The sequence below is a fragment of the Armatimonadota bacterium genome, assembly GCA_031432545.1.
Lineage (GTDB): Bacteria > Sysuimicrobiota > Sysuimicrobiia > Sysuimicrobiales > Sysuimicrobiaceae > Caldifonticola > Caldifonticola tengchongensis.
Genome location: JAVKGX010000013.1, coordinates 32,601 through 51,960, shown reverse-complemented (window position 1 = coordinate 51,960; position 19,360 = coordinate 32,601). Strand labels below are relative to the sequence as shown.

Here is a 19,360-nt window from a genome sequence, read left to right as displayed (position 1 = left end):
TAAGGCATCAAGGGCGACGGCAGGCCCCTGGCGTTCGGTCAAAGGGAGGCCAGCGCCAGCAGCGCACCGGCGGCGAGTAGGGGGACGGCGTAGGAGAGCGCACGCAGGGCCTGCTCGACAGGGGAGCGCAGATACTCCACGGTGATCGGTTCGCTGGTCCCGTCGTGGCGCTCCACCGTGCCCTCGACACTGCGCGCCTGGCGGCGGAGTTGGCGGGCGCGCAGGCTCAGGGTCCTCTGCGCGCGGCTGAGGAAGTACGCCGCGGCCGCGACGGCGAGTCCTGCGGGCTCCAGGCGCAGGGCGTTCGCCCAGTGTCCGACGAGGGCCGGGAAGGTACCCCAGGCCAGCGCGAACCAGGCATCGGTGTGGAAGCGGCCGCCGAACAGTTCCAGGTTGTAGGCCACGACCAAAAACACACCCACCGCCACCCACGGCAGGATCGTCGGTGAGATCGTCAGCGCGCCGTGGATCCCCAGGGCTGCGGCGCCCGTCAGCGAGACGGCGGCCATCGCGAGCAGGACGGAGTCCGGAATCGCGCTGCGCAGGGGTCGGCCCCGATACTCGTCGAGCGCGTGGGCGGCAACCCCCAGAGCCAGGGCGAACGCTGCCAGCGCCTTCAGCGTTCGGTCGCAGTAGAACGCCGACGAGACGGCAGCTCCGAGCGCGACGTAGCCGAGGTGCCACAGCGTGTACGGCAGGTGCAGCAACGTGACGTAGTCGCGCCACCCTCCCCGCGTGAGGGCGTAGAAGGCGGGAAGCCCCTCGCCCCGAGCCTCTCCCCCGCCGGTCGAGTCAGCCGTCACGCTTCTGTCCCCACAGCACGATCGCGCCGCCGAGGCTGAGGCGCCGCCAGCGGATGTCGCGGAATCCGGCGGCTTCCCACCACGACGCCACCTGGTGGGGCGGATGGCGCCGCGCGAACGTCTCGATGCTCGGCCCCAGGAACTCGCCGATCGCGCGCCATCCGGGCGAGACCACCCGGCCCGCCAGGGGCAGGACGATGCGTGTGTGCGCCTTCCACAGCGCGTACCACATGCCCCTTGGCAAGTCGAACTCCAGCGAGGCCATCCACCCGCCGGGCCTGACGACGCGTCCCATCTCCGCGACGACGTCGGCGGGGCTGTCGACGTACCGCAGCAGGTAGGTGACGGTGAGCGCGTCGAACGCCGCCGACCGAAACGGCAGCCGCTCTGCGGTGGCGCGGACCAGCCGGATGCGGTCGGACAGTCCGGCGCGCGCCACGCGGCGGCGTCCGGACTCGAGCATCCGGGCTGCGAGGTCCACTCCCACGACGCGGCATCCGTAGCGCTCCGCCAGATCGATGGCGACGGCGCAGGTCCCCGTCGCGACGTCGAGCACCAGGGCGTTGCGGCCCACCGGCAGGCGCGATGTAAGGAACATGTGCCAACGTCGGTACTGGCCGTAGCTCAACCAGGCCGCCAGGCGATCATAGCCCCGAGCAGCACCGTCAAAGAGGTCCCGCGCGAACTCGGCCTTCGAACCCACGACTCCGTCTTTCCGTCCTTCCCAGCCTGGGTCCTGCGCCCACATCACCCCGACAAGCGCGTCCCCGTCTTTTGTACGTATAACATGGACGATCGTGGCCATAGCGTTTGACCCTACTCCTACTGAGCGGGTAAAGTCAACTCAGTATCGCGGGCTCTGAGAAGATTGTTCGGAAATCACGATCTCTTCCGGGGAGGGCGTTGCGAGTCCTGATCGTCGGGTCCGGCGGGCGCGAGCACGCGATCGCGTGGGCGCTGCGCCGCAGTCCGCACGTCTCGGAGGTCTTCTGCGCGCCGGGCAACGCCGGCATCGCCGACGTCGCGACGACGGTGCCGGTCGACGTCGCCGACGTCGTCGCCGTCGTGGCGGCCGCGCGGTCGGTCCGCGCCGATCTCACGGTGATCGGGCCGGAAGGACCGCTGGCAGCCGGTGTGGTGGACGCCCTCGAGGGGGCCGGGCTGCGCGCGTTCGGCCCCACGCGCGCTGCAGCCCGCATCGAGTCATCCAAGGTTTTCGCCAAGCAACTCCTCGCGCGCCACCGTATCCCGCAAGCCGAGTTCCGGTCGTTCGACCGCCCGGAGGAAGCGCTCGCGTGGATCCGCCGGCGCAACGCTCCATGTGTCGTGAAGGCTGACGGCCTGGCTGCGGGAAAGGGCGCGGTGGTCTGCGCCACGGCCGAGGAGGCCGGTGCAGCGGTGCGGGCCATCATGGTCGAGCGGCGTTTCGGTGACGCGGGGCGCCGCGTGGTGATCGAGGAGTTCCTCGAAGGCCAAGAGCTGTCGGCGCTGGCGTTCGTGGACGGCGAGTGCGTCCTGCCGATGCCGCCGGCGCGCGACCACAAGAGGCTGTTGGACGGCGACTGTGGGCCCAACACCGGCGGCATGGGCGCGATGACGCCGGTGCCGGATGTGAGTCCGGACCTCCACCGGCGCATCGTCCGGGAAGTGCTGGAGCCGGCTGCGGGGGCGCTGGTGGCCGAGGGCTGCCCGTTCCGCGGCGTGCTGTATGCCGGGTTGATGTTGACCGCCGACGGCCCCAAGGTGTTGGAGTTCAACGCGCGGTGGGGCGATCCGGAAGCGCAGGCGCTGCTACCCCTGCTCGAAACCGACCTGTTCGAGGCGTTGTGGGCGTCGTGCGAAGGGCGTCTGGACGCGCAGCGGCCTTCCTGGTCGGGCCGATCCGCCGTCTGCGTGGTCGCGGCCTCCGAGGGGTATCCGGACGAGCCGGTCTGTGGCCGCCCCATCCACGGACTGGCCGAAGCCCGCGCGCTGCCCGACGTGCTCGTCTTCCACGCAGCGACGGCCTGCCGCGACGACCGGATCGTCACCGCGGGCGGACGGGTCGTCGACGTCGTGGGGCTAGGCGACGACCTGGCGGCCGCCCGTGAGGCCGCGTACCGTGCGATGGTCCTGATCCACTTCGACGGAATGCACTGCCGCCAGGACATCGGGGTGAGCGCCCGACCCTCGACGGTCGGCGTGCCCGCGTGGGAGCGTGCGCGATGAGTCGACCGGTCGTGGGCATCGTGATGGGCAGCGACTCCGATCTTCCGGTCATGCGGGAGACCGCCGCGGTGCTGCAACGTCTGGACGTGCCGTTTGAGATCACGGTCGCCTCTGCGCACCGCTCGCCCGAACGCGCCGCGGAGTACGCGCGCACCGCCGCCGCCCGAGGACTGCGGGTCATCGTCGCCGCGGCAGGCGGGGCCGCGCACCTGGCCGGTGTGATGGCCGCCCACACCACCCTGCCTGTCGTGGGCGTCCCGCTCGCAGGTCCGACCCTGGGCGGACTGGACGCGCTGCTGTCGACCGCCCAGATGCCCCCGGGGGTCCCGGTGGGGACGATGGCGATCGGCGGGTGGGGTGCACAGAACGCCGGATGGTTCGCCGCGCAGGTGCTGGCGCTGTCCGACCCCGCCCTGGCCTCGCGCCTGCAGGAGCACAAGGCCGCGATGGCGAGGGCGGTCGAAGACAAGGCGCGCCGAGTGACGGAAGCGCTGTGATGCCAGGTGGACCCCGACCGGCGCAGGGGGCGGTCACCGCGGTGGTCGGCCTCCACTGGGGCGACGAGGGCAAGGGCAAGGTCATCGATGCCCTCGCCCAGCAGGCGCGGCTGGTCGTGCGCTTCAACGGCGGCGCCAACGCCGGCCACACGATCGTCAACGAGTGGGGCACGTTCCGGCTGCACCTGATCCCATCGGGGATCTTCAACCCCGGATGTCGCAACCTGATCGGCCCCGGGTGCGTGGTCAACCCGGACGTCCTGCTCGGTGAGGTGGCCGACCTGGAGCGACGCGGTCTGCTGCGCGGCACGCTGCTGGTGTCGGATCGTGCGCACCTCACCTTTCCCCATCACGTCGCGATCGACGAACTGGAAGAACGGGCCAGGGGTGAGGCCGCACACGGGACCACGCGCCAGGGGATCTGGCCGTCGTACACCGACAAGGTCGCGCGCGTGGGCATACGGGTGGGCGACCTCTTCGACAGGGAGTTCCTCGAAGAGCAACTCGAAACCGTCGTCCGGCGGCGCGGTCCGCTGCTGGGTGCACTGTACGGTGGGCCGCCGCTGGAGCTGGGCAGCCTGCGGGAACGGTGCCGGCGGTGGGCCGACGCGCTGCGCCCGTACGTCGCCGACGGCCTGCAGGTTGTCTCCGAAGCCCTGGCCGCCGGGGAGGACGTACTCTTGGAAGGACACCTCGGCGCGATGCGCGACGTCGACTGGGGGGTTTACCCCTACGTCACGTCGTCGACGACGCTGGCCGGCGGAGCGTGTTCTGGTACGGGGATCCCTCCCCACCGCATCACGCGCATCGTCGGCGTCGTCAAGGCCTACACGACCGCGGTCGGAGCGGGCCCGATGCCCACGGAGGAGACCGGTGAGATCGGTGCGCGCATGCGCCAGATCGGCGAGGAGTACGGCGCGACCACCGGGAGGCCGCGGCGCTGCGGGTGGTTCGACGGGGTGGCCGCCAGTTTTGCGTCGCGCCTGAACGGCTGCACCGAGCTCGCCCTGATGAAGCTCGACGTGCTGAGCGCGTTCGATCCGGTGCGCATCTGCGTGGCGTACGACGACGGCGGACGATCCTTGACGACCATGCCGACGACGCCCGTGTTGCGGCGGGTGCGGCCCGTCTACGACGAGATGCCCGGCTGGCGCCGGTCGATCGCGGGCGTCACCCGGTACCGCGATCTGCCCGAGGGCGCGCGCCGCTTCGTCGAGCGGGTGCAGGAGCTGTGCGGCGCGCCGGTGACGATGATCGGAACCGGGCCGCGGCGCGAGCAGGCGATCCACACGCCGGGGGGTGTGCTGTGATCGCCCGTTACACGACCTCGGAGATGGCCGAGCTGTGGTCCGACGGTTCGAAGTTTGATCTGTGGCTGGAGATTGAAAAACTCGCCGCCGAGGTGCAGGCGCAGCACGGCATGATCCCCGCCGACGCCGCACGCCGGATCCGCGAGCGCGCCTACGTGCCGGACGTCGAGCGCATCCACGAAGTCGAACGGACGGAGACGCACCACGACGTCGTCGCGTTCCTGCGGGTGGTGGGCGAGACGCTGGGCGAAGACGCCCGCTACCTGCACATGGGGTTGGGTTCATCCGACGTGGTTGACACGGCCACGGCGGTGTTGCTCGTGCGCGCCGCCGACCTGCTGCTGGCCGAAGTCGAAGAGACGATCCGGGTGCTGACCGCACTCGCCGACCGGCACCGCTACACGCTGATGGCCGGGCGCACCCACGGCGTGCAGGCCGAGCCCACCACCTTCGGTCTGAAAGTGGCGGTGTGGGTCGCGGAGATGCAGCGCAACCGCGATCGTCTGCAGCGAGCGCGCGAGACGGTCCGCGTCGGCAAGATCTCCGGCGAGGTCGGCAACTACGCCCACCTGCCCCCGTGGGCTGAGGCGTACGTCTGCGAACGGCTGGGTCTGGTCCCGGCGCCGGTCTCCTCGCAGATCCTGCAGCGGGATCGGCATGCCGACTACCTCTGCGCGATCGCCGTGGTGGGCGGCACTCTGGAGAAGATCGCGACAGAGATCCGTTCGCTGCAGCGCACCGAGATTCTCGAGGTCGAAGAACCCTTCGCAGCGGGCCAGACCGGGTCTTCGGCGATGCCACACAAGCGCAACCCCGTCGTCTGCGAGCGGATCGTCGGACTGGCGCGGATGTTGCGGGCCAACGCGTTGGCGGCGCTGGAGAACCAGGCGCTGTGGGGGGAACGCGACATCAGCCACTCCTCCAACGAGCGGATCACGCTGCCCGGCAGCACCGCCCTGTTGCACTACATGCTGCGCAAGATGCGTTTCGTGCTGGCCCACCTCAACGTCTACCCGGATCGCATGCGTGCGAACCTGGAAGGCTCGGGGGGCTTGGTGTACTCGCACCGCGTCCTGCTGGCGCTCATCGAACACGGCATGTCCCGGGAGGACGCCTACCGCGCCGTGCAGTCGGCCGCCCTGGACGTCTGGCAGCAGCCCCACCGCCCGCCGGACGCGCTGTTGCGGCGGCTGCAAGACGACCCGCAAGTGCGCGGGGCGATCCACCAGACGGACCTGGCGGCCTGCTTGGATCCGGCCCCCTACCTGGCGCACGTCGATCGGATCTTGGAGCGCATCGGCATCCCGAAGAAGGAGGAAGCAACGCCATGAACAGCCAGCCCCGCACGGAGGCCGCCGACCGCCCGATGCCCCTGTTCGCCCGCGGCAAGGTCCGGGACATCTACGATCTAGGCGACCGCCTGCTGATCGCCGCGACCGACCGCCTCAGCGCGTTCGACGTCGTGCTGCCGACCCCCATCCCCGACCGCGGGAGGGTGCTCACGCAGCTGTCGGCGTTCTGGTTCGAGCGCACGCGGCCCATCGTCCCCAACCACATGCTCACCGCCGACCCCGGAGAGATCGCCCGCATCGTGGGGGATGGCGCTGTCGCCCTCGGGGCGATGGACGGGCGGGCCATGCTGGTGCGCAGGGCACGGCGGATCGACTTCGAGTGCGTGGTCCGGGGCTATTTGGCCGGATCGGGTTGGAAGGACTACCGGCGTTCGGGCGCGGTGTGCGGCGTGGCGCTGCCCCCCGGCCTGGTCGAGGGCGCCCGCCTGCCCGAGCCGATCTTCACCCCGGCCACGAAGAACGACCGGGGCCACGACGAGAACGTCCCCTTCGCGGCGATGGTCGCCTCGCTGGGCGCGGAGGTCGCATCGCGGCTTCGCGACCTGAGCCTCGCGCTGTACCGGTTCATCGCCACCTGGGCGTTCGCGCGCGGCCTGATCTGCGCCGATACGAAGTTCGAGTTCGGCTGGGTCGGCGACGAGATCGTCCTGATCGACGAAGCCGGCACTCCGGACTCCTCGCGGTACTGGGACCGCGCGGCCTACGAGGCCGACGGCTCAATGGCGTCGTTCGACAAGCAGTTCGTCCGCGACTACCTGGAGCGGATCGGATGGAACAAGGAGCCCCCAGCGCCCGCCCTGCCCGCGGAGGTGGTCACGGCGACACGTGACCGATACCTGGAGGCCTACCGGCGCATCACCGGACGGTCGCTGGGGGAAGGCGGGCGGCCGTGATCACGGTTCGGGTCACGATCTTCGTCAAGCCCGGCGTGCTGGACGCCCAGGGGCAGGCCGTGGCGTCCGGGTTGCGGACGCTGGGGTTCGAGGTCGGCGAGGTCCGGGTGGGGAGAGCGATCGACGTCACGCTGCCCACAGACGGATGGCAACGTTCGATTGAGCGGGCGTGCGAACGCTTCCTCGCCAACCCGCTGACCGAGGAGTACGAGATCGTGCCGGTTCGCGCCCCGATGCACGATGGGTCCGTGCCGCAGCGGGCGGAGACGAAGGGATGAACTTCGGACGACCGACGTTCGCGGTGATCACGTTCCCGGGTTCGAACTGCGACCGCGACTGCGAGTACGTGCTGCGCGACGTCGTAAAGATCCCGGTGCGCAGTGTCTGGCACGAGGAGACGGACCTGTCCGACTTCGACGCCGTCGTCCTCCCCGGGGGGTTCTCGTACGGCGACTACCTCCGGGCCGGTGCGATCGCGTCGGTGAGCCCGATCGTGTCCGCGGTCCGGGCGTTCGCCGCGGGCGGCGGCCTGGTGCTGGGGATCTGCAACGGCTTTCAGATTTTGCTGGAAGCGGGATTGTTGCCGGGTGCGATGCTGCCCAACCATACCGCGACCTTTCGGTGTGAGTGGGTGCATGTGCGCGTGGAGCGATCCGACACCCCGTTCACGCTAAATTATGGAGAGGGCCAGGTTGTCCGGATGCCGATCGCCCACGGCGAGGGCAACTACTTCGCCGACCCCCTAACGCTCACCGCGCTTGAGGCGCGGCGCGGCGTCGTCTTCCGCTACGTCGATGCAAACGGGCGCGCCTCGGAGGCCGCCAACCCGAATGGCGCGCTGCACAACATCGCCGGCGTCTGCAGCGCCGCAGGGAACGTGCTCGGTCTGATGCCGCACCCCGAGCGGTGCACGGAGGCCGTCTTAGGATCCGAAGACGGCCGCGCGGTCTTCGAGAGCATGGTGCGGTGGCTGACGGCCTCCGGGGATTGTGCTCCTCGGCCCGCGGTGGCTGCATCGGGGACGCGGCGGGAGAAGGCTCGATGAGCCGCGTGCTTGCCGGCCACCGGGCGCAGGAGGCGATCGCCGCCGCGGCGCTGTCGGATGCGGAGTACGAGGAGGTCGTCCGCAGGCTGGGCCGTCACCCCAACCGGCTGGAACTGTGGATGTTCGGAGCGATGTGGTCGGAGCACTGCGGCTACAAGCACTCGCGGCCCTACCTGCGTCTGTTCGGGATTGTCGCCGCACCGCAGGGGCCCGGGCCTCAGGGAGGGGGATCCCCGACCGGAGCGTGGGGTGGGCCTCGCGTCCTCCAGGGCCCAGGGGGAAACGCCGGCGTGGTCGAGATCGCGCCGGGGATCGCCGTGGCGCTGAAGATCGAGAGCCACAACCACCCCAGCGCCGTGGACCCGTTCCACGGTGCGGCGACCGGTGTGGGCGGCATCGTCCGAGACGTCCTCGCCATGGGGGCGCGACCGGTGGCGCTGCTGGATTCGCTGCGTTTCGGACCGCTCGACGACGTGCGCACCCGCAGGCTGCGCGACGGTGTGGTGGCCGGGATCGCGCACTACGGCAACGCGATCGGCGTTCCGACGGTGGGCGGGGAGACCCACTGCGACCCCGCCTACACGGAAAACCCGCTCGTCAACGTTGCGTGCGTGGGGGTGCTGCCCACGCACCGGCTGCAGCGATCGGCCGCGGCAGGACCCGGCAACGCCGTGGTGTACGTCGGCGCGCGCACCGGGCGAGACGGGATCGGGGGCGCGGCCTTCGCATCGGACGAACTCGGCGCGCAGGCAGCGCAAGACGACCGCGCGGCGGTGCAGATCGGCGATCCGTTCGCCGGCAAGCTGCTGATCGAGGCGACCCTCGAAGCGCTGGAGACCGGCGCCGTGGTCGCACTGCAGGACATGGGCGCCGCAGGCCTGACCTGCGCCGCCGCGGAGATGGCCGCGCGCGGCGCGGTGGGGATGACGATTTGGGTGGATCGCGTCCCGCGCCGTGAGGCCGGGATGACCCCCGAGGAGGTGATGCTCTCGGAGTCTCAGGAGCGCATGCTCCTGGTGGTCCAACGCAGCCGCTCGGAAGAGGTGGCCGCCATCTACCGGCGGTGGGGGCTCGTTGCCGAGACGATCGGCGAGGTGAGCGCCGAACCGGTGCTGCGCGTGTACGACCGCGACGAGCTCGTCGCCGAAATCCCTCCGACCGCGCTGGCCGACGCACCGACCTACGCGGTGCCGGAGCGCGAGCCCCAAGTGCGCCGGCGGCTGCGGGAGGCCGATCTGGACGCGCTGCCGCCTTCGGATCCAGGCGAGGCGCTGACGGCGCTGCTGCGCTCGCCGGGCATCGCCTCGAAGCGTACCGTGTACACGCAGTACGACCACATGGTCCAGATCAACACGGTGGTGGGTCCGGGGTCGGACGCCGCCGTGCTGCGCATCAAGGAAGCGCCGCCCCTGGGGGTTGGGATCAGCGTCGACGGGTGCGGCAGGGTAGCCCATCTGGACCCCTGGGCCGGTGGTGCGCGTGCGGTCTGCGAGGCCGCTCTCAACGTTGCATGCGCGGGCGCGCGACCGGTCGCCGTCACCGACGGTCTGAACTTCGGCAGCCCGCGCCGGCCGGAGGTAGCGTGGGAGATGCACGGCGTGGTGCGCGGGATCGCCGACGCCTGCGGTGCGCTCGGCCTGCCGGTGGTGAGCGGCAACGTCAGCCTGTACAACGAGTCCGGCGAAAAGCCGATCCACCCGACGCCGATCGTGGCCGTCTTGGGCGTGCTGGCAGACGTCGCGAAGGCCGTGCCGACGGGGTTTCAGGCTCCTGGCGACTGGATCGTCCTGGTCGGCTCGCACGCGGTCTGTCTGGGCGCGAGCGAGTACCTGCGCGTCGTGCACGGACGACTGGCCGGCGCCCCGCAGCGGCCGGATCTGGAACTGCACGCGCGGCTGGTGAACCTCCTCGTCGACTGCGCACAGGCCGGTCTGCTCCGTTCCGCGCACGACGTCAGCGACGGCGGGCTCGCCGTGGCGCTGGCCGAGGCGTGCATGCACGGTGGCGTGGGTGCGGTGTGTGCGCTGGCCGACGAGGGCCGCCGGGCGGACGACGTCCTGTTCTCGGAGGGCCCGTCGCGCGTGCTGGTGTCGGTGGCGCCCGACCGGTACAAGGCGTTCTGCGAGTGTTGCGCCGCCCACGGCGTGCCGATCCGTTCGATCGGGTGGACGGGCGGAGACCGTCTGCGCATCGAGGCGCCGGGTGCAGTCGTGGACCTGACGGTGGGTGACCTCCGAGCTGCCTGGGAGCCGTCGTCGTGACCTCCTTCTGCCGCGTGGCGAACATCGGGGGTGTCGACAAGCCCCGCGAGGAGTGCGGCGTCTTCGGCATCAGCGTGCCGGGACGGCAGGCCGCCCCCTACGTCCACCTCGGGCTGCTGGCGTTGCAGCACCGCGGGCAGGAAAGCGCCGGCATCGCCACTTGCGATGCCGGCGGGATGCACGTCCACAAGGGGATGGGGCTGGTGGCGCAGGTCTTCGACGAAGCCCGCCTCGGGGCGATGCCCGGGTCGTTCGGGGTGGGCCACGTCCGTTACTCCACGATGGGATCCGCCGTCCTCGCCAACGCGCAGCCGATCGTCGTGCCGTCACGGTGGGGCGCGATCGCCGTCGCACACAACGGCAACCTCACCAACGCGGCTGCCCTGCGCGCGGATCTTGAAGCGCGGGGCGTGCCCTTCTTTGCCACCAGCGACACCGAGGTGCTCGCGCAGTCCATCGCCACGGCGCCTGAGGAGACGTTGCGGGACGCGATCCGGTACGCGATGCGGCGGTTGGAGGGTGCCTACACGGTGGTGATGCTCGGCGGCGGTGTGCTGTTCGGATTTCGCGACGCGCGGGCGATCCGACCACTGGTCCTGGGGCGGATGGAGGGCGGCTGGGCGATCGCGTCGGAGACGTGCGCGTTCGACCACATCGGTGCCAGCTTCGTGCGCGAGATCGAGCCCGGCGAACTGGTGGCAGCGTCCGGGGAAGACCTCTGGGCGGAGGCCGTCCTGCCTGCGGACCGGGTCGCCCATTGCGTGTTCGAGTACATCTACTTCGCCCGGCCGGACACGGTGATCGCCGGGCGCAACGTGCACGAGACCCGGCTTCGGATGGGCCGGATCCTCGCACGCGAACATCCCGCCGAAGCCGACGTCGTGATCCCCGTGCCCGACTCTGGGACGTCGGCGGCGCTGGGCTACGCGGAGGGGGCTGGCCTGCCGTTTGAGCTGGGTCTGGTGAAGAACCGTTACGTCGGCCGGACGTTCATCGACCCCGACCCACGCCAGCGGGACCAGGGCGTGCGCGTCAAGCTGAACCCCGTTCGGGAGCGGGTGCGCGGGCGCCGGGTCGTCCTGGTGGACGACAGCATCGTGCGGGGGACGACCAGCGGGAAGATCGTGCGGACGCTGAGGGAAGCGGGCGCCCGTGAGGTGCACGTCCGGATCTCCTCGCCGCCCATCCGTTGGCCCTGCTTTTACGGGGTGGACACGAGCAGCCGCCGGCAGCTCATCGCCTCGCGGCTTTCGGTCGACGCGATCCGGGACGAGATCGGCGCCGACTCCCTAGGTTACCTGAGCCAGCGGGGCCTGGTGGCCGCGCTGGCCCTGCCCGACGACAGGCTGTGCATGGCGTGCCTGGACGGCCACTACCCCACCCGCGTTCCGCTGGAGGCGGAAGCCGGTCGAGCCGCGCTGGAGCAGCCAGCCGCCGCCGAACCGGGGTGATCGCAAGGGCCGGTGCCATCTCATGCAGGAACTGACCTACCGACAGACCGGTGTGGACCCGGAGGAGAAGTCGGAACTCCTCCGGCGGGTCCTCTCCCGAATCCGCGCCACCTTCACGCCTTACGTCGTCGGGGACATCGGCCACTTCGGCGGCTTCGTCCGGATGCCCAGCGCGCGCGATCCGGTGCTGGTGGCTTCCATCGACGGCGTGGGGACCAAGACGCGAGTGGCGACGCTTACAGGAGACCACGCCACGATCGGGCACGACGTCGTCAGCCACTGCCTGAACGATCTCGCCGTCGCGGGCGCCGCGCCGCTGCTTTTCCTCGACTACGTAGCGGCGTCGCACCTTCTCCCGGAGGTCTTCGAGGCCTTGATGGCCGGCATGACGGATGCTTGCCGTCGCTACGGCGCCGCGCTGGTCGGGGGCGAGACCGCCCAGATGCCCGGAGTGTACGAACCCGGGGCCTACGACGTCGTCGGGACGGCGGTGGGGGTCGTGGAGCGGGACCGGATCCTCGACGGGCGGGCGATCCGCCCCGACGACGTGCTCATCGGGCTGGCATCTGACGGGGCGCACACGAACGGGTACACTCTCGCCCGCGCGGCGTTGCTGCGCGAGGAGGGCGATGCGCGCACCTTCGAGCCGACGCTGGGCGCGACGCGGGGCGAAGCGCTGATGCGCCCGCACCGCTGCTACGCGCCGGCACTGCTGGCGGCCTTGGCGGAGTTCAGCGGCGCGCTGACCGGCGCCGCCCACATCACGGGAGGCGGCATCCCAGGCAACCTCTTCCGGATTCTGCCAAAGGGGTGTCGGGCGCACGTTTGTGCTTCGTGGGACGTGCCACCGCTGTTCGGGTTGATCGCACGAGCAGGCCCGGTCGGTAGGGACGAGATGTTCCGCACGTTCAACATGGGCGTCGGGCTCGTGGTGGTGGTGCGACCGGCGGACGCGGACACCGTCGCGGAATTCTTCGCCGCCCACGGCGAGCGGCCGTTTCCCATCGGCGAGGTGAGAAGAGGCGTCCGAGGCGTCGAGATCTTCCACCCGTACGACGCGGGGTGACGCGGTGGACCGTACCGCCCCCGAACCTTTCACGCAGGACCGCCGTCCCGAAGAGCCCGAAGGTCGCGTTCGCCTGGGCGTGCTGGTTTCCGGCAACGGGACCAACCTGCAGGCGATCCTGGACGCCTCGACCGACCCGGACTTTCCGGCGGAGGTGGTCGTCGTCGTCTCCGACCGTCCGGGTGCCTACGCGTTGACGAGGGCGCGCCGCGCAGGCGTCGGCGCGTACGTCGTCCCACGGGAGGCTTTCTCGGATCGGGCGTCGTTCGAGGAGCGAATCACCGAGATCCTGGAGCGGCACGCGGTCGAAGTCGTCTGCCTGGCGGGCTTCCTGCGCATCCTGTCGCCGGTGTTCGTCGAGCGGTTCTGCGGCCGCATCCTGAACATCCACCCTGCTTTGCTGCCAACTTTCGGGGGAAAGGGGATGTACGGCGAGCGTGTGCACCGCGCGGTGCTCGCATCCGGTGTCACCCACAGCGGCTGCACCGTTCACTTCGTCACCGCCGACGTCGATGCCGGTCCCGTAATCCTCCAGGCGACGGTTCCGGTGCTGCCGGACGACACCGCGGCCAGCCTCGCCCGGCGCGTGGCCGCCCAGGAGCACCGGATCTACCCGGAGGCGATTCGGATCGTCGCGCGGCGAGTGCGCGCGGCGACCACCTGAAATCGTCACGCAGCGGAGGGTTTTGCCTTGAGCAGACGCGCGCTGATCAGCGTCACCGACAAGACCGGTCTGGTGGAGTTCGCCCAAGGGTTGGTCGATGTGGAGTTCGAGATCGTATCCACGGGCGGGACCGCGGCTGCGCTCCGCCACGCCGGGCTCCCCGTCAGGCAGGTCTGTGACGTCACGAACTTCCCTGAGATCCTCGAAGGCCGGGTCAAGACGCTCCATCCCGCCATCCACGCCGGCATCCTGGCCAGGCCGACCGACGGCCACCTGAGCCAGCTCGCCGCGCACGGCATCGAGACGATCGACCTGGTGGCGGTCAATCTGTACGACTTCGAGGGTGCGGCGCGCCGGGGCGTTCCGTGGGAGGAGATGGTCGAGCAAATCGACGTCGGCGGGCCCGCGATGATCCGGGCCGCGGCGAAGAACTGCGAGCGGGTCACCGTGGTCACCGACCCATCGCAGTACCCGACGGTGCTCGCCGAGATCCGAGCCCACGGCACGACGAGCCAGCAGACCCGCTACCGCCTCGCCGCGGAAGCGTTCTCGCGCACCGCGCTCTACGACACAGCCATCGCGCGGGCGTTGGCGGATCGGCTGGATCTGGGGCCGTTTCCGCCCGCGCTGGTCGTGGGCTGGACGAAGGTCGCGGATTTGTGGTATGGCGAAAACCCCCACCAGGCGGCGGCATTCTATCGCGATCCCCACGAACGCGGCGGGCTCGCGACCGCCGACCAGCTAAGCGGCAAGCCATTGTCTTACAACAACATCCTCGACGCCGACGCCGCGCTGGGCGCGGTGAGCGAGTTCGGCGAACCCGCCTGCGTCGTCGTCAAACACACCAACCCCTGCGGGTGCGCCGTCGCTGCCAGCCTCGTAGAGGCGTTCAAGGGAGCCCTGCGGGGCGACCCGGTGTCGGCGTTCGGCGGGGTGGTCGCCTGCAACCGTCCTGTCGACGCCGCCACCGCGCAGGCCATGCGAGAGGTGTTCTTGGAGGTCGTCGTGGCGCCGGCCTTCGAGGCCGAGGCGTTGGAGGTGCTTCGTGCGAAGAAGAACCTGAGGCTGCTCGCCGTCGGCGAGCTGTCTTCGTCTGCGGGCCTGCAGATCCGCAGCGTCGGAGGGGGCGTCCTCGTCCAGGAACCCGACGCCCGGCTGCTAGACCCGGCCGCGCTGCGGGTCGTGACGTCACGCCACCCGACGTCCTCGGAGTGGGAGGATCTGCACTTTGCCTGGGCAGTGTGCAAGCACACCAAGTCCAACGCGATCGTGCTCGCACGGGGGCGCGAGGTGGTCGGCGTGGGTGCGGGGCAGATGAGCCGCGTCGACAGTGTCCGCTTGGCGACGGCAAAGGCGGGTGAACGGGCGCGCGGCGCCGTGCTCGCCTCGGATGGCTTCTTTCCGTTCCCCGACGGGGTGGAGGAGGCGGTGCGCTCCGGGGTGGTGGGGATCGTGCAGCCCGGCGGATCGGTGCGCGACGCGGAGGTGATCGCCGCCGCCGAGCGGGCAGGGTGCGCGATGGTCCTCACGGGGGTGCGCCACTTCCGACACTAAAGGCCGTCGTTGCCTTCCCGGCCAAGTCGGTGTACATCTGGTTGGGTGGACGCCGCCCGGCCAACGCCATTGTACTGAGGTGTTCGATGGGACATGTCCTGCCGTTCACCGGCCAGCTGACCTACGAGCTGGAGATCGCCGGCACAGTGCGGAGCCTGCCGCTCATCCAGGTGTCCCCCGACACCTGGATCGCTTACTACTTCAGCCTGGGCGACACCGAGGTCATCGACCGGGCAGCGCGGGCCCTTGCACAGCGACTCGACGGGTGCGAGATGTTTGTGACCACCGAGACGAAGGGGATTCCCCTGACGCATGCCATCGCCACGTACCTGGGCCTGCGACCGTACGTGGTGTGTCGGAAGGAGATCCGGCCGTTCATGCTCTCGCCGCTGGTGGTCCGCTACAAGCCCATCACCGCGAAGACCGAACAGGAGCTGTACATGGACGGTCGCGACGCGATGAAAGTGCGAGGCCGGCGGGTGGGCATCGTCGACGACGTCGTCAGCACCGGCGAGACGCTGCAGGCCATGGAGGAGCTGGTCCGGATGGCCGGGGGCGAGGTGACCACGCGGGCCGCCCTGCTGCTGGAAGGAGACGACCGCCCGGACGTGCACCACATGGGGATCCTACCGATCTTCAAGGCTGTGCTTCCCGATGTCTGAGGCACGCGATCGGCCGGCCATCCAGGATCGCTATCCGGACGAGTTCAGCCACTGCTACGGCTGTGGCCGCCTGAACGAGCACGGCCTCGGGCTCAAGAGCTACGCAGAGGGCGAGGAGGTCGTGGCCACATTCGTGCCGGGCGCGCACCACGTGGCCGTGCCGGGGTTCGTCTACGGTGGCCTCATTGCTTCCCTGATCGATTGCCACGCGATGGCCACCGCCGCCCACGCCTACGAACGCGCCGCCGGCGGACGCGCGCCGCGGTTCGTCACCGCTTCGCTGCGCGTCGACTACCTGCGGCCGACGCCTCTGGGCGTACCGCTGCGGATTCGCGGCCGCGCCAAGGACGTTGCCCAGCGCAAGGTCACCGTGGAGGTGACGGTGTCGGCGGACAGCACGCCGACCGCGCGTGGCGAAGTCGTCGCCGTCCTCCTCCCCGACACGATGCGGTCGCCGGTGGGATGAGCCGGCCGATCCGTGTGCGCGTCGGCTTGGCGTCACCGGTGGTGGGCGATCTCGATGGGCTTGAGCACTGGTACGAGTGGGTGGCCCGCGCCGTGCGCGGGGCGGCGGAGCGCGCAGACCTGGTCGTCCTGCCCGCGCACGTCGGTACTGCGGCGCTGGCCGCGGCCACGGGCGTCCGCACCTGGCAGGCCGTCCGCGCAGCGGCCCGGGCTCAACCTGACCTCCCGGGGAAGCTGCGTCTTGCGCTGTGCGGCCTCGCACGGCGCTGCCGCTGCCACCTGCTGGCCGGGACGGTGCTCGTCTCGTCGCCCGTCGGACTTCGGCACGAGGCGTGGCTCATCGGGCCGCGGGGCGAGGTGGTGGGCGAGCAGGCCCAGACCCACCTGACGCACCAGGAACGCGCGCTCGGCCTGGTCGGAGACGACGACCTGCGGGTCTTTCCGACACCGCTGGGCAACCTGGGGGTCCTCGTCCACACCGACCTGTGGGTCCCCGAAGCCTTCCGCATCCTCGCACTGCGCGGCGCGGCGGTGGTGCTCGCGCCGGTGGCCGTACCCGCGCCCTATCCCCCGGCGCACCAGGTTCGGGGTCTGTGGCAGCAGGTGCAGCAGAACCAGACGTTCGGCGTCGAGTGCGGGTTGCACGGCACCCTGCTGGGGGTGACGTACGTCTCCCGGCCGGCGGTGTGCGCGCCTTGCGAGGGCACACCCGACGAGAGCGGCTGGTGGGCCCGGGCCGATCCGGGCGTCGAGCTCGTGACGGCGGAGCTGGACTGTCAGCGGCTGTCTGAGGCGATCGCGCGGTTCGACATCTTCGCCCAGTTCAACCTGCCGCTGTACGAACGCTACCTGCCGGCCGTGTATTTCGGCCCGGCGGCGTCGCGCACGCCGCATGCACCGGCGCCGCCGCCGTCCGTTGTTGAGCCGCGTCCGGGCCCTGCGCACCGCCCGAGGGGTCCGTGGATCGGACGGTTGCGCCGCGAACTCTTGCGCGCCATGCTATGGCGGTCGTCGCGACCCGAACGCATCCGCTCCCTCGTACGGCGTCAACGGCTGCCGAGGGTGCGCGAGCACGACGGGGGCACGGTGCGCGTTGCGGCCATCCAGATGGAACTCGCCCTGTGCGGTCCCGAGGCGTTCGTCGTCCACATTGCACACCTCGTGCGGCGCGCTGCAGAACAGGAGGCCCAGTTGATCGTCTTCCCGGAGGATGCCGGCTCCGCGTTGCTCGGGATGCTCCCGGGGATGGCAGAGGCGGCCACATCGCAAACCCTGGACGAGACCGTACGCGAGATGGCCGGTGCGGACGCCCGGGCCGCGGACGTGCTGACTCTGGTCGGCCCGTACGTGGAGCGGGTCGTAACTGCCGCGTTCTCCGAGGTCGCACGTCTGACGCGCGCGCACGTCGTGGCCGGGAGCGCGCTTGTGCCGCGCGAAGGCCGAGTGTTCAACACCGCGTTCTTGTTCGGCCCCGACGGACGGGAGATCGGCCGGCACCGCAAGTGCCACCTGCTCGCGATGGAACAGGATTGGGGCCTGGCCAGGGGCGCCGAACTGGTCGTTCACACGACACGGATCGGCAACATGGCGTTGCCCATCTGCATGGATGCCACCTACTTCGAGACCTACCGGATCCTGGCGCTGCAGGGCGCGGAGATCGTGTGCGTGCCCACCGCCGACCCCCAGCCGTACAATCCCTGGAAGGCGCGGCGCGGCCCCTGGCCCCGAACTCAGGAGAGCTGGGTCTACACCGTCCACGCCTGCCTGGTCGGCCGGGTCTTCGGGATGCCGTTGACCGGACGGTCGGCGCTGTTCGCCCCGTTGGAGTGCACGCCCGACGGATCCGGTGTGGTCGCGGAGGCCGTGACCCACGACCGGGAGGAGGTCGTGGTCGGTGCCCTCGACCTCGACGCGCTCCGACGCCTGCGCCGCCGCGCGCCGCCTGCCGAACTGCTGCGCCCGGACCTGTACGCCCGGGTCTTTCCGGGGCTGTACCGGGAGTGGGCACGGCGCAATCCCCACAGGTATGCGGCCGCGGATCGGTGACCCACACGGGTCAAGACAGGAGGACCGCCACCAGCCCGCCGCACGACGTGGCCGCTAGGTTCACCGCGTCGTTGTCCACCCACCGGATTCCGGCGCACGCGACGCGCTGCTGCCCGCACCCGCACCGCCGAGCCTCTCCCTGCGCGGCGCAGCTCGGACAGCGAAAGGTCGCCTGAGCCGTCGCGCCCAGCGCGCTGTCTGCGAGCATCCCGGACACTCCCGCCAGGGCGACCGCACCGAGCGGGGCCATCTCGAACGCGGCCGCCAGGAAACCGACCGCCACCGCACCGGCGACGCCCGCGGCCGTTCCCACAGCGCTCACCGCCCCGGAGTCGCCCACAGACGCGCTCCCGCCGAAGAGGCGGCGTGGCGGCCCGCCGTACCGCACGCCGACCTCCGTCGCCCACGTGTCGGCGCACGCCGCCCCCAGCGCACCGCAGAACGCCCCTGCCGCCCAGGGGACGCCAGCTAGGTGGAGCACCGCAGCGACGGCGGCCACTCCACCGTTGGCCACCACCTGCCGGGCGTTGCGGCCGCCTGCATCCCGGCTCCGACCTCCGGGCAGAGCGGTCAGCGCAGAAGCCGACAGGAAGAAGAACAAGAGCACCGCCGCCCACGACACCCGACCGGAGGCTGCGACGAGGGTCCCCACCGCCGCGGCCGCTGCCGCCCCGCTTGCGGACAGCGCACCGGCGCGCCGCGCGGCGAGGGAGAAGGCGGCGGCGAGAACGAACGCGGCGACCCAGGCGGTGCCCACACCCACCTCCGGAGCCCAGCGCCGTCGCGCAGATGACCCCGCAGGCGCTTGACAGGCCCCGGTCCCATGGTAGGATAGCGTTTGGCTGCGTGGACGGCCGCGCTTGCGGTGCAGCGCGCAGAGCAGTTTGAAAACCCCATCACGCCGACAACCGACGCAGCGCAAATGCCCATCTGGTGCGGGCTTCGGCCCAAAGCCGCGGTGTGGCCTTCGGTTGACGGAAAGCGGGGTCGGTGGTAAGATAAGTTTTTGCCGGCGGGACGTAGCCGGCGATCCGGCGGACCTTGAAAACCGAATAGTGGCAGGAACGAGCGGTAAGGTTCGAG

The 19,360-nt window shown here is 70.7% G+C and carries 18 protein-coding genes; 15 read left to right on the top strand and 3 right to left on the bottom strand.

Annotated elements, in window-relative coordinates; all coding sequences use genetic code 11:
- Positions 1–38 precede the first annotated feature (38 nt).
- Positions 39–803 (bottom strand): hypothetical protein, encoded by a 765-nt coding sequence (locus tag QN163_10070; protein ID MDR5684351.1) that lies wholly within the window; start codon positions 801–803, stop codon positions 39–41.
- Complete coding sequence (locus QN163_10065) at positions 793–1,608, bottom strand: class I SAM-dependent methyltransferase (protein ID MDR5684350.1); 816 nt, start codon at positions 1,606–1,608, stop codon at positions 793–795. The genes QN163_10070 and QN163_10065 overlap by 11 nt, the downstream gene beginning before the upstream one ends.
- Before the next feature lie 98 nt (positions 1,609–1,706).
- On the opposite strand from QN163_10065, the gene purD reads away from it, so the two are divergent.
- The 15 genes from purD (at position 1,707) to QN163_09990 (ending at position 18,277) form a co-directional block, all read left to right on the top strand.
- Positions 1,707–3,011, top strand: a complete 1,305-nt coding sequence (gene purD / locus QN163_10060; protein MDR5684349.1) for a phosphoribosylamine--glycine ligase — start codon at positions 1,707–1,709, stop codon at positions 3,009–3,011.
- A complete protein-coding gene (purE, locus tag QN163_10055; protein ID MDR5684348.1) occupies positions 3,008–3,508 on the top strand; it encodes a 5-(carboxyamino)imidazole ribonucleotide mutase in 501 nt (166 codons plus the stop codon). Before purD ends, purE begins: the two co-directional genes overlap by 4 nt.
- Positions 3,508–4,818 (top strand): adenylosuccinate synthase, encoded by a 1,311-nt coding sequence (locus QN163_10050; protein MDR5684347.1) that lies wholly within the window; start codon positions 3,508–3,510, stop codon positions 4,816–4,818. Before purE ends, QN163_10050 begins: the two co-directional genes overlap by 1 nt.
- Positions 4,815–6,149, top strand: coding sequence for an adenylosuccinate lyase (gene purB, locus QN163_10045; GenBank protein ID MDR5684346.1), 1,335 nt, complete (start codon positions 4,815–4,817; stop codon positions 6,147–6,149). The genes QN163_10050 and purB overlap by 4 nt, the downstream gene beginning before the upstream one ends.
- Positions 6,146–7,063, top strand: a complete 918-nt coding sequence (locus tag QN163_10040; protein MDR5684345.1) for a phosphoribosylaminoimidazolesuccinocarboxamide synthase — start codon at positions 6,146–6,148, stop codon at positions 7,061–7,063. The genes purB and QN163_10040 overlap by 4 nt, the downstream gene beginning before the upstream one ends.
- Positions 7,060–7,341, top strand: a complete 282-nt coding sequence (gene purS / locus QN163_10035) for a phosphoribosylformylglycinamidine synthase subunit PurS (protein MDR5684344.1) — start codon at positions 7,060–7,062, stop codon at positions 7,339–7,341. The genes QN163_10040 and purS overlap by 4 nt, the downstream gene beginning before the upstream one ends.
- Positions 7,338–8,108, top strand: a complete 771-nt coding sequence (gene purQ, locus QN163_10030) for a phosphoribosylformylglycinamidine synthase subunit PurQ (protein MDR5684343.1) — start codon at positions 7,338–7,340, stop codon at positions 8,106–8,108. The genes purS and purQ overlap by 4 nt, the downstream gene beginning before the upstream one ends.
- Complete coding sequence (purL, locus tag QN163_10025) at positions 8,105–10,369, top strand: phosphoribosylformylglycinamidine synthase subunit PurL (GenBank protein MDR5684342.1); 2,265 nt, start codon at positions 8,105–8,107, stop codon at positions 10,367–10,369. The genes purQ and purL overlap by 4 nt, the downstream gene beginning before the upstream one ends.
- Entirely contained in the window at positions 10,366–11,820 is a 1,455-nt protein-coding gene (gene purF, locus QN163_10020) for an amidophosphoribosyltransferase (GenBank protein MDR5684341.1), read from the top strand. The genes purL and purF overlap by 4 nt, the downstream gene beginning before the upstream one ends.
- A gap of 22 nt (positions 11,821–11,842) precedes the next feature.
- On the top strand, positions 11,843–12,886 hold the full coding sequence (gene purM, locus QN163_10015) for a phosphoribosylformylglycinamidine cyclo-ligase (protein ID MDR5684340.1): 1,044 nt from the start codon (positions 11,843–11,845) through the stop codon (positions 12,884–12,886).
- A 4-nt stretch (positions 12,887–12,890) separates the two neighbouring features.
- Complete coding sequence (gene purN / locus QN163_10010; protein ID MDR5684339.1) at positions 12,891–13,550, top strand: phosphoribosylglycinamide formyltransferase; 660 nt, start codon at positions 12,891–12,893, stop codon at positions 13,548–13,550.
- A 27-nt stretch (positions 13,551–13,577) separates the two neighbouring features.
- A complete protein-coding gene (gene purH / locus QN163_10005; protein ID MDR5684338.1) occupies positions 13,578–15,104 on the top strand; it encodes a bifunctional phosphoribosylaminoimidazolecarboxamide formyltransferase/IMP cyclohydrolase in 1,527 nt (508 codons plus the stop codon).
- An 86-nt stretch (positions 15,105–15,190) separates the two neighbouring features.
- A complete protein-coding gene (locus QN163_10000) occupies positions 15,191–15,766 on the top strand; it encodes a phosphoribosyltransferase family protein (protein ID MDR5684337.1) in 576 nt (191 codons plus the stop codon).
- Positions 15,759–16,232 carry a PaaI family thioesterase gene (locus QN163_09995; GenBank protein ID MDR5684336.1) on the top strand — a complete coding sequence of 158 codons (474 nt, stop codon included), beginning with the start codon at positions 15,759–15,761 and terminating at the stop codon, positions 16,230–16,232. The genes QN163_10000 and QN163_09995 overlap by 8 nt, the downstream gene beginning before the upstream one ends.
- Complete coding sequence (locus QN163_09990) at positions 16,229–18,277, top strand: nitrilase-related carbon-nitrogen hydrolase (GenBank protein ID MDR5684335.1); 2,049 nt, start codon at positions 16,229–16,231, stop codon at positions 18,275–18,277. The genes QN163_09995 and QN163_09990 overlap by 4 nt, the downstream gene beginning before the upstream one ends.
- Before the next feature lie 10 nt (positions 18,278–18,287).
- On the opposite strand, the gene QN163_09985 is transcribed toward QN163_09990, so the two are convergent.
- Positions 18,288–19,034, bottom strand: a complete 747-nt coding sequence (locus QN163_09985) for a DUF92 domain-containing protein (protein ID MDR5684334.1) — start codon at positions 19,032–19,034, stop codon at positions 18,288–18,290.
- Between the last annotated feature and the right edge of the window lie 326 nt (positions 19,035–19,360).